At 65.9% G+C, this 14,380-nt stretch carries 15 protein-coding genes; 7 read left to right on the top strand and 8 right to left on the bottom strand.

All coding sequences use genetic code 11. The annotated features are described in order from the left end of the window. Positions 1-21 precede the first annotated feature (21 nt). From J2X35_RS18265 to J2X35_RS18235, 7 genes are all read left to right on the top strand, one after another. On the top strand, positions 22-867 hold the full coding sequence (locus J2X35_RS18265) for a CoA-transferase (protein ID WP_310188842.1): 846 nt from the start codon (positions 22-24) through the stop codon (positions 865-867). Between the two features lie 3 nt (positions 868-870). Next, complete coding sequence (locus J2X35_RS18260; protein WP_310188839.1) at positions 871-1,656, top strand: CoA-transferase subunit beta; 786 nt, start codon at positions 871-873, stop codon at positions 1,654-1,656. Position 1,657: 1 nt separating this feature from the next. Continuing rightward, on the top strand, positions 1,658-2,863 hold the full coding sequence (gene pcaF / locus J2X35_RS18255) for a 3-oxoadipyl-CoA thiolase (protein WP_310188838.1): 1,206 nt from the start codon (positions 1,658-1,660) through the stop codon (positions 2,861-2,863). Between the two features lie 9 nt (positions 2,864-2,872). After that, on the top strand, positions 2,873-3,937 hold the full coding sequence (locus J2X35_RS18250) for a 3-carboxy-cis,cis-muconate cycloisomerase (RefSeq protein WP_310188835.1): 1,065 nt from the start codon (positions 2,873-2,875) through the stop codon (positions 3,935-3,937). Positions 3,938-3,942: 5 nt separating this feature from the next. Beyond that, entirely contained in the window at positions 3,943-5,136 is a 1,194-nt protein-coding gene (gene pobA / locus J2X35_RS18245; protein WP_310188832.1) for a 4-hydroxybenzoate 3-monooxygenase, read from the top strand. A 48-nt stretch (positions 5,137-5,184) separates the two neighbouring features. Next, positions 5,185-5,664, top strand: coding sequence for a pyridoxamine 5'-phosphate oxidase family protein (locus tag J2X35_RS18240; RefSeq protein ID WP_310188830.1), 480 nt, complete (start codon positions 5,185-5,187; stop codon positions 5,662-5,664). 130 nt (positions 5,665-5,794) lie between these two features. Continuing rightward, complete coding sequence (locus tag J2X35_RS18235; RefSeq protein ID WP_310188828.1) at positions 5,795-6,268, top strand: hypothetical protein; 474 nt, start codon at positions 5,795-5,797, stop codon at positions 6,266-6,268. A 24-nt stretch (positions 6,269-6,292) separates the two neighbouring features. Here J2X35_RS18235 and J2X35_RS18230 read toward each other — a convergent pair whose 3' ends face one another. The 8 genes from J2X35_RS18230 to J2X35_RS18195 all read right to left on the bottom strand — a co-directional run bounded on the left by J2X35_RS18230 (position 6,293) and on the right by J2X35_RS18195 (position 14,345). Next, on the bottom strand, positions 6,293-7,576 hold the full coding sequence (locus tag J2X35_RS18230) for an AGE family epimerase/isomerase (protein ID WP_310188825.1): 1,284 nt from the start codon (positions 7,574-7,576) through the stop codon (positions 6,293-6,295). 18 nt (positions 7,577-7,594) lie between these two features. Beyond that, entirely contained in the window at positions 7,595-8,368 is a 774-nt protein-coding gene (locus tag J2X35_RS18225; RefSeq protein ID WP_310188824.1) for an SDR family oxidoreductase, read from the bottom strand. A 12-nt stretch (positions 8,369-8,380) separates the two neighbouring features. Then, positions 8,381-10,096: a GMC family oxidoreductase N-terminal domain-containing protein gene (locus J2X35_RS18220; protein WP_310188822.1), complete on the bottom strand. Its 1,716-nt coding sequence runs from the start codon at positions 10,094-10,096 to the stop codon at positions 8,381-8,383. A gap of 3 nt (positions 10,097-10,099) precedes the next feature. Next, on the bottom strand, positions 10,100-10,828 hold the full coding sequence (locus J2X35_RS18215) for an SDR family oxidoreductase (RefSeq protein ID WP_310188819.1): 729 nt from the start codon (positions 10,826-10,828) through the stop codon (positions 10,100-10,102). Positions 10,829-10,947: 119 nt separating this feature from the next. Then, positions 10,948-11,637: a ribulose-phosphate 3-epimerase gene (locus tag J2X35_RS18210; protein WP_310188816.1), complete on the bottom strand. Its 690-nt coding sequence runs from the start codon at positions 11,635-11,637 to the stop codon at positions 10,948-10,950. A 1-nt stretch (position 11,638) separates the two neighbouring features. Next, positions 11,639-12,451, bottom strand: a complete 813-nt coding sequence (locus J2X35_RS18205) for an alpha/beta hydrolase (protein ID WP_310188814.1) — start codon at positions 12,449-12,451, stop codon at positions 11,639-11,641. After that, positions 12,448-13,269 (bottom strand): sugar phosphate isomerase/epimerase, encoded by an 822-nt coding sequence (locus J2X35_RS18200; RefSeq protein ID WP_310188811.1) that lies wholly within the window; start codon positions 13,267-13,269, stop codon positions 12,448-12,450. The genes J2X35_RS18205 and J2X35_RS18200 overlap by 4 nt, the downstream gene beginning before the upstream one ends. Next, a complete protein-coding gene (locus J2X35_RS18195; RefSeq protein ID WP_310188809.1) occupies positions 13,269-14,345 on the bottom strand; it encodes a Gfo/Idh/MocA family oxidoreductase in 1,077 nt (358 codons plus the stop codon). The genes J2X35_RS18200 and J2X35_RS18195 overlap by 1 nt, the downstream gene beginning before the upstream one ends. Positions 14,346-14,380 lie beyond the last annotated feature (35 nt).

Here is a 14,380-nt window from a genome sequence, read left to right as displayed (position 1 = left end):
AGAGAGAACCGAAAGCAGACCATGGCCAAGTTCCAGAGCCTCCGCGAGGCCGTTGCCGAAAACCTCCGCGACGGCGATACCGTTGCCTTCGAGGGGTTCACCCATCTCATTCCGCATGCGGCGGCGCATGAGGCGATCCGCCAGGGCCGCAAGGATTTGACCCTGATCCGCATGACGCCGGACATCATCTACGACCAGATGATCGGCATGGGCCTGGCCAAAAAGGTGGTGTTTTCCTTCGCCGGCAACCCGGGCGTCGGCCTGCTGCGGCGGATGCGCGACGCCATCGAAAACAGCTGGCCGCGGTCCATCGAGATACTGGAGCACAGCCATTCCGCCATGGCCAATGCCTATGCGGCCGGCGCCGCCGGCCTGCCCTGCGCCATTTTCCGGGGCTATGTCGGCTCGGACCTGCCCAAGGTCAACCCGGACATCAAAAGCATCATCTGCCCGTTCACGGGCGAGAAGTTGGCGGCCATCCCGGCGCATCGGCCCGATGTCGCCTTCATCCATGCCCAGAAGGCGAGCCGGCGCGGCGACATCCTGATCGAGGGCATCGTCGGCGTGCAGAAGGAAGTGGTGCTGGCGGCCAGGCGCGCGGTGGTGACCGTCGAGGAAATCGTCGATGATTTCAACGACCTGCACCCCAATCTTTGCGTGCTGCCGCATTGGGCGGTGACGTCCGTCGTCCATGTGCCGGGCGGCGCGCATCCCTCCTACACCCACGGCTACTATGCCCGCGACAACGCCGCCTATCTCGACTGGGACAAGGTCTCCGCCGACCGGGCGCTGTTCACCGAATGGATGCAGAAAAACGTGCTCGATGTCGGGCCGGAAGTGTTCGCAGCGCGCGTGGAAGGACTTTAAGCCATGACCGTTTCCGATTTCACGCCCAACGAGATGATGACGATCGCCGCCTCGCGCGCGCTGTCCAACGACGATGTCTGCTTCGTCGGCATCGGCGCGCCGTCGGCCGCCTGCAACGTCGCGCGTCTCACTCACGCGCCGGACATCACGCTGATCTATGAAAGCGGCACCATCGGCACCGCCCCGGAAGTGCTGCCACTCTCCATCGGCGACGGCGAACTGTGCGAGACGGCATTGACCACGGTTCCGGTGCCGGAGATGTTCCGCTACTGGCTGCAGGGCGGGCGCATATCGATCGGTTTCCTCGGCGCGGCCCAGCTCGACCGCTTCGGTAATCTCAACACCACCGTCATCGGCGACTACCACAAGCCGAAGGTGCGGCTGCCCGGCGGCGGCGGCGCCCCCGAGATTGCCACCTCCTGCGGCGAAATCTTCCTCACCATGAAGCAGGCTCCACGCGGCTTCGTGGACAAGCTCGACTTCTACACATCCTTCGGCCACGGCGATGGCGGCGACCACCGGCAGCGGCTCGGTCTCACCACCAAGGGACCGACCCTGCTCATCACCGATCTTGCCGTCTGGAAACCGGACCCGGAAACGAAGGAGTTCACCGTGGTCTCCATGCATCGCGGCGTCACCCGCCAGATGGTGCAGGAAACCTGCGGCTGGCCGGTCCGATTCGCCGACAAGGTGGATGAAACCCCTGCCCCGACCGAGCTTGAACTGACCACCCTGCGCGACCTGCAACAGCGCACCGAACTCGCCCACGGCAGCAAGAAGGGAAATTGAATTGAACGAGGCTTTCATCTGCGGCTTCGTCCGCACGCCCATCGGCCGCTATGGCGGCGCGCTCTCCTCCGTCAGGCCCGACGATCTCGCGGCGATCCCGCTGAAAGCGCTTGCCGAGCGTCACCCCCGGGTGGATTTCGAGGCTGTGGACGACGTGATCCTCGGCTGCGCCAACCAGGCCGGGGAGGACAACCGCAACGTCGCCCGCATGGCGCTGCTGCTGGCCGGCCTGCCGCACACGATCTCCGGCACGACGATCAACCGCCTTTGCGGCTCCGGCATGGATGCGGTCATCACCGCCGCCCGCGCGATCCGCGCCGGCGAGGCCGAACTGATGATCGCCGGCGGCGTCGAGTCGATGTCGCGCGCGCCCTTCGTCATGCCCAAGGCGGAAACCGCCTTTTCGCGCTCGGCGGAAATCTTCGACACCACAATCGGCTGGCGGTTCGTCAACCCGCTGATGAAGCAACAATATGGCGTCGATTCCATGCCGGAAACGGGCGAGAACGTCGCCGAGGATTTCAAAGTCTCGCGCGCCGACCAGGACGCTTTTGCGCTGCGTTCGCAGCAGAAGGCCGTGGCGGCGCAGGAGAATGGCAGGCTCGCCCGCGAGATCGTCCCGGTGACGATCCCGCGCCGCAAGGGCGATCCGATCGTGGTCGACAAGGACGAGCACCCGCGCGGCGACACCTCGCTCGAAGCGCTGGCCAGGCTGCCGACGCCGTTCCGCGCCGGCGGCACCGTCACGGCCGGCAACGCGTCGGGCGTCAATGACGGCGCGGCGGCGTTGATCGTCGCCTCGGAAGCGGCGATGCGCAAATACGGGCTGGAGCCGCTGGCCCGCGTGACCGGCGGCGCCGCGGCCGGCGTGCCGCCGCGCATCATGGGCTTCGGACCTTCGCCGGCCACGAAGAAGCTCTGCGCGCGGCTCGGCATCAAGCCATCGGACTTCGACGTGGTCGAACTCAACGAGGCCTTCGCCAGCCAGGGCATCGCCGTGCTGCGTGATCTCGGCATCCCGGAAGACGCCGACTATGTCAACCCGAATGGCGGCGCCATCGCGCTCGGCCACCCGCTCGGCATGTCGGGCGCCCGCATCACCGGCACCGCCGCGCTGGAGCTGAAGCTGACCGGCAGGCGGCGCGCGCTCGCCACCATGTGCATCGGCGTCGGCCAGGGCATTTCCGTCGCACTTGAGGCCGTCTAAGGTGGCAGCATGACCAACGCGCCGTCCAGATCGCTGCTTTCCGCCCTCACCGGCAGCAGGGCGGTCGAAGCCCTGTTCTCGAACGAGGCCGAGCTCGCCGCCCTGCTGCGGGTCGAGGCCGCGCTGGCGGATGCGGAAGCGAAGGCGGGGCTCATTACAGCGGATGCGGCGATGCGGATCGGTGAAGCCTGCCGCGGTTTCCAACCCGACTGGGAGAGCCTGGCCGAGGGTCTGGCGAAGGACGGCGTCATCGTGCCTGAACTCGTGCGCCAGTTGCGTGATCAGACGGAGGAGCCCCATCGCAAACTTGTCCACCTGGGAGCAACCAGCCAGGACATTATCGACACCGCGCTGATGCTGCGCCTCAAGCAGGCGGCTGCCATTCTGGCTGAACATTTCGACGCTCTGGCCGATGTGTTCTCGCGCCTCGCGGAACGCGACGGCGCGACACCGCTGATGGCGCACACCCGCATGCAGAAGGCGCTTGCCTTCACCGCCGCTGACAAGCTGGAAAGCTGGTCGGCCCCGCTGCGAAGACAGGCGCAAACGCTGGCGGAAGTGGCGCCTCATCTGTTCGCGCTGCAACTCGGCGGGGCCGTCGGCACACGGGCGGCGTTCGAGGGCAAGGGCAACGCCATCGCCGCCGAGATGGCGAAAACGCTAAAGCTTTCTGATGCGCCCTGCTGGCATTCGCAGCGCGATCGCATCGCCGAATTCGGCTCCTGGCTGTCGCTGACCTCGGGTCTGCTGGGCAAGATTGGCAAGGACATCGCGCTGATGGCGCAGACCGAACTCGCCGAGGTGAGCCTGGAAGGCGGCGGCAGTTCCTCGGCCATGCCGCATAAGTCCAATCCGGTGCAGGCCGAGATGCTGGTGGCGCTGGCGCGCTTCAATGCCGGACTGCTCGGCACGCTGCATCAGGCTCTGGTGCATGAGAACGAGCGTTCCGGCGCGGCCTGGACGCTGGAGTGGATGGTGTTGCCACAGATGGTGGTCGCCACCGCCGCCGGACTGGAAAAGGCGCACGCCTTGTTGGCCGGGCTGCGCTTCCGCCCCTCAGAAGTTTTGGGCTAGCGGCCATGCGGACCCAGGTTGTCATCATCGGCGCCGGCCCGGCAGGCTTGCTGCTCGGTCGCCTGCTGGAACTGCAAGGCATCGAAACCGTCATCCTGGAACGCAAGAGCCGCGACTATGTGCTCGGCCGCATCCGCGCCGGGGTGCTCGAGGAAGGCACGGTCGAGCTCCTGGAACGCGCCGGCGCCGCACAACGCCTTCATGCCGAAGGGCTTGTTCATGGCGGCGTCGAATTGAGCTTCGGCGGCGAACGGCACCGCTTCGACTTCAAGAAGCTGATCGGCCGCACGGTCACCGTCTATGGCCAGACTGAAGTGACGCACGATCTCATGGACGCGCGCGACGCTTCGGGCGCGCACAGCATATACGAGGTCGACGACGTGTCACTCCACGGCTTCGACGGCGCATCGCCGACCGTCCGTTACGTCAAGGACGGCGTCGGCCACGAGATCGCCTGCGATTTCATCGCCGGCTGCGACGGCTTTCACGGCGTCTCGCGCGCCAGCGTTCCGGCCACGGCGCTGACGACATACGAGCGCGCCTATCCTTTCGGCTGGCTCGGCGTGCTGGTCGAAAAGCCGCCGGTATCGGACGAACTGATCTACGCCAACCACGAGCGCGGTTTTGCATTGTGCTCCCAGCGTTCACATACGCGCAGCCGCTACTATGTGCAGGTGCCGGTCGAGGAACGCGTGCAGGACTGGTCGGACGACCGCTTCTGGGACGAACTGCGCCAGCGGCTGGATCCCGAAACCGCCGAGAGGTTGCAGACCGGACCCTCAATCGAAAAGTCGGTCGCGCCGTTGCGTTCCTTCGTCGCCGAACCGCTGCGCTTCGGCCGGTTGTTCCTGGCCGGCGATGCCGCGCACATCGTGCCTCCCACGGGGGCCAAGGGCCTCAACCTCGCCGTCCACGATGTCGGGCTGCTCGCCAATGCGCTGATCGAATTCTACCGCGAGCGCTCGGAGACCGGCATCGCGCATTATTCCGCCCGCGCGCTCCTGCACATCTGGAACGCGGAACGGTTTTCCTGGTGGATGACCTCGATCCTGCACCGGCTTCCCGAGCTGGATGATTTCGGACGCCGGCTGCAGCGCGCCGAGTTCGATCATTTGCGGCAGTCGGATGCCGCGGCCTCCGCTTTCGCCGAGAACTACACCGGCAAGGCCGGTTCGCGCCTGCAACTCGGCCCAGCGTAGGAACATCGCTTCATGCCGGACGTTAGGCCTTCTCATCAGGAGAAGACCATGCCCGACAACAAAGAGTTCGAAACGAAGTTCTGGGAATCGATCCGCTCAGACATGACAGCGATGGTCGGCCTGTCCGACGTCCACCCGCGCCCGCTGACGGCGCAGTTCGACGGCGACGCCAAGGTGGTCTACTTCTTCACCGCCAGCGATACGGAGCTTGCCGAAAGCCTGTCACAGGCGAAGGAAGCGACACTGGTTTACGCCGCCAAGGGCCATGATCTGTTCGCTACCGTCCAGGGCACTCTGGCGGTCGACAACGATCGCGCCTTGATCGACCGGCTGTGGAACCGCTTTGTCGCGGCCTGGTTCGAAGGCGGCAAGGACGACCCAAAGCTCCGCCTGCTGCGCTTCGATCCAGCCGAAGCCGAAATCTGGCTGGACGCCTCCAGCCTCGTCGCCGGCGTCAAGATGTTCCTCGGCATGGGTGATCCGAAAAAGGACTATGAGGACCACGTGGCGACCGTCGATCTGAAATAGGCGATCAACTTCAGGCCGGCCGGCAGGCAGGCGCTTCGTTCCTGCCGCCTGCTGGCTGGCCCGACGCGCGGGGCATTGCCTACCGCCGACAAGTCTGCTGTTGTGGCCGACATTGTTCAGGAGCGGCGGAATGCGCATCGCTTTGTCAGTCCTGTTTGCCGCCACAGCGGTGTTTCCAGCCCATGCCGAGGACCGGCTGCAGGTCCGGCCGGGCATGTCGCTGGCCGAGGTTACCGAACTCCTCAAGCCGAAATGCCGGGAGTATATCGTCGACGGCAAGGGCGAAAAGTATGTGACCTGCATCCTGGGCGAGGGTCATGTCCCGTCGGTCATCACGGCGACGATCACCCGCAAGGATCGGACCGAATACGTCCAGTGGCGTGACCTGCTGGCCGACCTTCCGGCAAAAGATCATGCCGACAAGGCCGCCGCCGATCTGGGATTTACGTCGGCCAGCTCCACTTGCACCCTGTTTGAGAAAGAGCTGCCTTGCTGGGCGGGCGAAGCGGGAACGATCCTGTACGACGGCGGCTACGATGCCGGGTCCGGCATCTACACGCTTTATCTGGACAATGACGAAATCCGCAAAGACGGCGCGCAATAGCGCTCCGCCGGTCTTCGAAATCCGCTACGCTCCATCTCCAACCGGCAGGCCTTTCAGCAAGCCGCGCGTGATGCTGCCATCGGCCGGCAGGAGCGGGATCAGGCACGCCTGAAGCGCGTGGTAGAGGTCGGGCTTGCCGCGGAACACCCGATTGACCGGCTTCAGGTCTGAATCGAGTTCCGGAAACCAGCCGCCATTGTCGTGGTCGATCAGATGATTGGCCGAAAAATCCCAGATCCGCCGGTACCATTCCTCGAAGCGTGGGTCGGGATCGACGGCGCCGAGAACCGCGGCAGCGCCTATGCCCTCCGCGCAGGGCCACCAGAAGCGGTCCGAGCGCGCCGGACGGTCCTGCCAGTCGAGCGTGTAGTAGAAGCCGCCGGCGGCCTTGTCCCAGCCGATCGAAACCGTCTTGAAGAAGAGTTGCCGCGCGGCGTCGATCAGCCAGTCATGCTTGCGGTTGCCGAGGCTCCAGAGTTGCACCAGCAGCCGGCTCCATTCGAGCGCATGGCCGGGCGTCGTGCCCGCCGGACGAAAGGTCGGATCGCCCTCATAGTCCAGGTCGACCTGCCAGTCTTCGGTGAAATGCTCGGCGACGCGCCAATCCTGCTCGCGCGCATGGCGGCCGATGATCAGCGAGGCGATGCTTTCGGCCATGGCCAGATAGGCCCGGTCGTCGGTCGCTTCATAGGCGGCCATCAGCGCTTCGGTCAGGTGCATATTGGAGTTCTGGCCGCGATAATTTCCGAGCGGCGACCAGTCGGCCGCGTATTCCTCACTCGTTGCTCCGACGTCCGCCTCCCAGAACCGGTTGTTGAGCACATCCGACACATCCGCCAGCAGCCGATCGGCGTCCGGATGGCCGACCACCTTGGCCGAAGATGCGGCAAGCAGGACGAAGGCGTGGCCATAGGCCTGCTTGGTCGGATTGGTCGCCTTTTCATCGTCAACGCCCCAGAAGTAGCCACCCCTGTCCGCATCGCGGTGGCGCTTCCACAGAAAATCCATGCCGTGGTCGATCATCCGGTCGGCGCCTGGCAGGCCGAGCAGATGAGCAATGGCAAAGCAGTGAACGGTGCGGGTGGTGTCGTGGATCTGCCGCTCGACGCCGCGTCCGTCCTTGGCAGGAAACGGCAAACCGGCATCGTCCAGCGGCGAAAACCCGCCAGCCGGGTTGAAGGCGCGGTAGTGGAAGAAATCGAGCAGGCCCATCGCCTGGCCGAGCAGCCAGCGCCGATGCGCCGGGCGTTGGACGAAGCGCGGGCCTCCCGTGCCGACCCAGCTCTGCTGGCTTCCTTGACTTGCCATGAATCCCGTTCCCGATTTCTAGCGCACACCGATGCCGGCGATCAGCCCGCCATCGATGACATGATCCGAACCCGTAATGAAGCCGGCGCGCGGCGACGCCAGGAAAGCGACCAGTTCCGCCACCTCCTCCGGTTCGCCGATGCGCCCCAGCGGGTGCGCCGCGCCGAAGCGCGCGAAAGCGGCGTCGATGTCGGCATCCGGCCCGTCGAATGTACGCGCCGCGATCTCGAGGATCGGCGTCCGCACCGAGCCGGGGCTGACCGAGACGACGCGAATTTTATCGCCGGCGAAATCGAGCGCCATCGCCCGCGTCAGCGCATGGATCGCACCCTTCGAGGCGACATAGGCCGCGACGCCCGGCTGGCAGGCGTGACCCTGCACGCTTGAGATGTGGACGATAGCGCCGCCGCCGCGCGCTCGCATCAGCGGCACGCCCCAATGCGCGGTCAGGTGGATAGAGCCGACATTGACGGCGAGGCAGCGCAGGAAAGTTGCCGGCTCGGTGGAAACCGCGTCGCCATAAGGGTGGATGGCCGCCGAATTGACGATCACGTCGAGGCCGCCGAACCGGCGCTCGACCTCCCGGAAGGCCGCCTCGACCTGCGAGGGATCGGCAACGTCCGTCCTGCGCACATGGATGGCGCCGTTCGCGTCCGCCAGCGCGGCGTTTCCAGCATCGTCGATGCCGAGCGCCATGACCGACGCTCCACCCTGCGCGAGCCGCAACGCGACGGCCCGGCCGATGCCCGTCGTTCCGGTGACGAGCGCCACCTTGCCGGTGAAATCCGCCATGCCATCCTCCTCTCAGGCTGCCTTGGCGACGGCCCTGTCAGCCGCCCTGATCAGGTCCGCGCCCTTTTCCGCCAGGCAATAGGTCGCGCCCACCGTGTTGCCGGAAACGATCGTCGGCATGATCGAGGCATCGACCACGCGCAATCCATCGACGCCACGCACCCGCAGCGTCTCCGGATCGACCACCGCCTGCTCGCCGCGACCCATCGCACAGGTGCCGACAGGATGGAACAGGGTGCCGACGCGCTCGCGGATGAAGGCGTCCAGCGCGCCGTCGCCCTGCGCTTCGGGGCCGGGATCGATCTCGGCGTCGAGATGCGGTTCGAACGGCTTCTGCGCCATGATCTTGCGGGCGAGCCTGATGCCGTTGCGCAGCACGTCCATGCTGCTGTCGCCGCGAAAGAAATTGTAGAGGATCGACGGCTTGTCGTTCGCGTCGGCGCTTTTCAGGGTCAGGCGGCCGATGCTGCCGGGGCGCAACTGGCAGACATGCATGAGGAAGCCGTGGCCCCCGAAACCGGAGGCGGCCTGCGTGTTGGCGCGCCCGGTGCAGAAAAAGAGCTGGATGTCAGGCCGCTCGCTTGCCGGGTCGGTCGAGACGAACCCGCCCCCCTCGCCCGTCGTCGAGGAAAACAGGCCGCGCCGGCGAAACAGCCAGTCGGCGAGATGGAGGGCGTTGCGCGGCATCGCCTTCAGCGACAGGCCATAGGGCGCGATCGATTTCGCCCGGTACTCCAGCGTGACGTCGAGATGGTCCTGCAGGTTTTCGCCCACGCCCGGAAGGTCGTGGACGACGGCGATGCCATGACGGACAAGTTCGCGCGCCTTGCCGACGCCGGAAAGCATGAGCAGGTGCGGCGACACGAACGAACCGGCCGCAAGAATGACCTCTCGCGTCTTCAGTTCGCCGGTCTCGCTGCCTCGACGCCACGCGATCCCGGTTGCAGTGCGGCCTTCGAACAGCACCCTGGTGACCTGTGTTTCCGCAATCACGGTCAGGTTCGGCCGGTGACGCACGGGATCGAGATAGGCGCCCTCGGCGGTGACGCGTTCGCCGTTCTTCTGCGTGAAGGTGTATAGCCCGACGCCGTTCTGACGCTCGCCGTTGAAGTCGGGATTGAGCGTGTAACCGGCAAGCTGCGCCGCCTCCAGATAGGCGAACGCCATCGGGTTGACACTGCGCAGCGGCGCGATGTTCAGCGGTCCGTCGATGCCATGATAGGCTGAATCGACGCTTTCGTAGAACGAGCGGCCTCCCACTCGTATCCGCCGGGCGGTGGCAGGGTCGGCCAGCGGCTCGAACCGCTCCAGCTTGCGGAAATAGGGCAGCATGTCGTCGAAACCCCAGCCGGGATTGCCAATGTCGCGCCAACCGTCGAAATCCTCGCGCTGGCCGCGAATGAAAATCTGCCCGTTGACATTGGTGCTGCCGCCCGTGCCCCTGCCCCGCGGCAACGCCATCGAACGCCCCTGCAGGCCGGGCTCCGGCTCGGTTTCGAACCACGACATGAATTTCGGTCCACCGAGAAAGGCCAGCGCCGGCGCCATGAAGGTGACCATCGCCAGCGGGATGCGCACGATCGCCTTGCGCGCATTGCGGTCGGGTCCGGCCTCCACCAGCGCGACCCGCACAGACGGGTCTTCGCTGAGGCGATTGGCAAGCACGCAACCTGCGGCGCCCGCTCCCACGATCACATAGTCGAATGGCGCGTGGTCGGGCGGTCTCACGGCTCAGATATCCTGGTTCTGCGGCAGGATGACGAGATCGCGGATGGTGACGTTGGCCGGCCGCGTCAGCATGTAGAGCACGGCGTCGGCGACATCCTCCGAGCGCAGCCCCTCGCGCGTTTCCACCTTGGCGGAGATAGCGGCGGGGTCGTTGTAGCCCCACAATTCGTTGAGTACGACGCCGGGCGCGACCTCGCCGACGCGGATGTTGTGCCTCGCCACCTGCCGCCTCAGCCCATGCACGAAAGACTGGATCGCATGCTTGGAGGCCGAGTAGATCGGCTCCCAGTGGATCGCCTGATGGCCGGAGACCGACGAGGTGATGACGATGTGCCCTCCGGCGCGCTCGATCATGCCCGGCAGCACGGCGCGCGCCAGCCGGAACACGCTGTTGACGTTGATCGCCATGAGTTCGTCCCAGGCATCGGGATCGCCCTCGGCGACGTCGCCCGGAATGTAAAGCCCGGCATTGGGAAGAAGAATGTCGATCCGGCCGAAGCGCTCAACCGTCTCGGAAACAACCCGGTCGACTTCACCCGGTTTGGTCAAGTCCGCGGCAAGGGCAAGGGCATCCTCACCGATATCCGAAGCGACGGCCTGAAGCCGCTCATCCGACCGGCCGACGAGCGCGACTTGCGCTCCGGCGGCCGCCACGGCGCGGGCCATCGCCCGGCCGATGCCGGAGCTGGCCCCGGTGACAAGCACGACCTTGCCTGAAAGCTGCTCCCCCATCGCATTCCTCCTCTACGATGCCTGCCATAAATTGGCTTCGATCAGACTATGAACAAGGCTTCGGCTCGTCAACGAAGATATTGTCTCGCGTAAAAATTATCACGCGTGATCGTCTCGTTTTACAGGGCGTGCAGCCAGCGCATGCGGGCAGTGAGATCGTCGGCTCCGAACGCCAGCGATCCCATCACAACCGTCTCCGCGCCGGCGGCGCGCAACAGCGGCACCGTGTTCTCGCGGATGCCGCCATCGGCGGCGAGGACGATGCGCCGCCCGCTTGCCGCGATCAGCGACGCAGCCTGGCGCAGCCGGTCGCCGGCTGTGGCGTCGAGCCCCTGCCCTTTCACGCCAATGGCGGTGCCGAGCAGGGTCAGGAAATCGACCCGGTCGAGATAGGGCCGGCAAGCCGCGACCTCCGTTTCGACGCGCAGCACGATTCCCGCCGCGACGTTGCGGCTTCGGATCAGCGCCAGCGCCTCGTCGGCCACGGCTGCGTTCTCGGCATGGATGCTGATGAGATCGGCGCCGGCATCGGCGAACTGCGCTGCCTGCTCGACCAGCACCGCATCTGCGACCATGAGATGGACGTGGATCGGCAGCGTGCTGGCGCTCCGCATCCGGGCGACGAGGTCCGGGAAGAACAGCAGCGCCGGGGCGAAATGTCCGTCCGCGACATCGACATGCAAGACGTCCGCATGACCTTCGATGCGGGCAAGGTCTTCGGCCAGGCGAATGAGATCGGCCGACCACATCGAATATTCGGCAATCAGCCGGTTGCGTGGAAGCTCGGCGAGCCAGTTCGGGCTTGGCATTTCAGAATCCTTTCAGGAAGGCGCGCAGCGCCGCTTGGAAATCCGCCAGATAGGCGGATTTGTCCGCGCCCTTCGGCGTGATTTCCGTCAAAGTTGCGCCCGGGACCAGGCGCGCCAGCCGTTCGGCATGAACGAGCGGATGGATGAAATCCTGCCGGGTCGCCAGAATGGAGACAGGCATCTCAAGCCCGGCCAACTCAGCTTCGGAAACGCCCGGGCTGTCGGCCGAGATGGCGGTCAGCAATCCGGCCGTCACGGCAATCGGCTCGCGCTCGAAGAAACCGAGAAGGGACTTCAGATTGTCCGGCGCTTCGCGGGCGAGCAGCGCATGCGTTTCGCTCGCCAGGAATTCGGCGCGCGCTTCGGCCGGCGGCAAGCGCGACAGCAGCGCCCCGATCTCGGCATTGGGGCGGATGTTGTCGGGACCGGGAGCAGAAACCCACGCCGGCCGCGCGAGCACCAGCCCGCGCACGAGGTCCGGCCGGCGCACCGCGATGCGGCTCGAAATGGCCGCCCCCATCGAAATGCCGGCCAGCACCACCGGAACGCCAAGATGTTCGATCAGGGCGACGACGTCGTCGGCGAACATCGCGATGGAAAAGGCAGAGCCGGCTTCGGATGCACCGTGCCCCCGGCACTCCAGTCCGATCAACCTGAACCTGCCGTCATCCGGAAAGGCTTCCGCCACCTGGCCGATATCGCCGCATAGCCCGTGCTGGAACACCACCGGCAGGCCAGCGCCGCCGGAATCGTAGGCCGCCAGCGAAAGACCGTCTCGTTCCAAAAGACGACGTGTGAGATCGGCGGGGTTCATTGCAGATGGCCGCGCAGGAAATCGGCGACGCCTTTCGCCTCGTCCGCCGCCAGCCCGTGGGCGACGAGATCGCCGTCGAAACCGGCGCGCCGCAGGCAAGCGAGATAATGCGCATAATCCAGCACACCCTTGCCCGCCGTCGCGAAGGCGCCGTCCGCCGCGCGGTCCTTGGCATGACCCATGGCGATGTCCGGTCCGAGCAGGTCTATCGCCTCGGCGACGATCCGGCGCTGGGTGGACGGGTCGACCTTGTCGAAAAGATTGGCCGGGTCGAGCACGATCGCCAGCCTGTCGCTGCCCATCTCGTCGAGCAGCCGCCGCGCCTTGGCGGCGGAATCGACGATGTTGGCCAGTTCCGGTTCGATGCCGAGGCGGATGCCATGGCGCATGGCAACCGCCACGGCCTTCTCCATTTCGGCGCGCATATCGCGCCATGCCTCGGAAGAACCGTTGTCGGGATGATGCCGCCACTGATCGTCCGGATCCCGCGTGCCGGTGCACAACGTGACAAGGCGGGTGCCAATGGCAGCGCAGGAGCCGGCGATCACCTCCAGCCGCTGCAAGCCGTCTGCGCGAACCGCAGGGTCGGGATGCGCCATGTTGTAGGTGCCGGAAACCGCGCAGAGCGGTACGCCCGCGGATGTCGATGCCCGCGCAATCGCAGCGGCCGCCTCAGACGGGATCCTGTCCGGCATTGCCGACAGGCCGGAACAGGCGAAATTGTACTGCGCGGTGTCGAACCCAGCTGCTGCGACTTCCGACAGGATGGAAGCGAGATCGGTTCCGGGAAAGGTCTTGGCGAAGATTCCAAGCCGCATCACACTTCCCCGCAGACCTGATCGAGCCGGACCGGCTTGCCGGTCTCGGCCGAACGCGCGATCGCCACCATCGCCCGCACGCAGGCGATGCCGTCATCGATGTCCGCGCCGGTCATCGGGGCGCCGTCGAGGATGACCGAAGCAAAACCTTCGAGCTGGCGCCGGTAGAAATGACCGTCGGCGCCGAGCACGCGGCGCGACGCGCCTTCCGCCTCGTCGAAAATATCGACCTCGCTCGATTTGTAATACCAGGGATTATAGGTCTTGCCGACGGCCGAGCCGTTGGCGCCGTAGATCTGGAAACCCTCGTGCCAGTCCATCCGCACCGCCACGGTGAGGTCGAGATGGCCGAGCACGCCATTGGCGAATTCCACGTCGACGAACCAGCAGCGCATGCCGCCGCGGTGGCTGAGCCGGGCGTCGACGGCGACGATGTCACCCGCGAAGAAGCGAGCTGTGTCGACCAGATGGCTGCCATGGGCGAGCATGTAATAGCGTTCGAGGTTGGCCTTCGGGTCTTCCGCCGGCTTCCGCGCGCGGGCGCTGGTCACCATCAGCGGCTGAACGGCGTCGGTCATCGGGTAGCGGTGGGTGGAATCGCAATACCACGCTTTCAGCGCCACCATCTCGCCCATGCCGTCGTCGATGAAGGCGCGCGCCGCCTGCAGCCCGGCATCGAAGCGCTTCATGTGCCCGACCTGCAGGACCTTGCCGCTGGCGGCCACGGCGGCTTTCAGCTCGTCAACCGCCTCGACGCTGGTGGCCACCGGCTTCTCGCACAGGACATGCTTGCCCGCCTCCAGCGCACGGATGGCGGCGGGAACATGGAAGGCGTCGGAGGTCGCGATGATCACCGCCTCAAGGTCCGGATCGGCCAGCATGGCGTCGTAATCGGCAAAGGATTTTGCCGGCGCATGGGTCGCCGCCATCCGCTCGCGCAGATCGTCGGCCACGTCGCAGATTGCATAGAGATCGGCATTCGCTGCCTTGTTGCAGCTTTCGAAATGCGCCGCCTGCGCGATCGGTCCGCATCCCAGCACGCCGACGCGCAGTCTCCGATCGGCTTTCTTCGGCATTCTCATACTCCTTCACCGGACGCCGCCGGCGGTCA

It is taken from the genome of Mesorhizobium sp. BE184, assembly GCF_031457045.1.
Lineage (GTDB): Bacteria > Pseudomonadota > Alphaproteobacteria > Rhizobiales > Rhizobiaceae > Mesorhizobium.
Note: the sequence above shows the minus strand (reverse complement) of the source record. Positions and strands in the feature narration are given on the sequence as shown.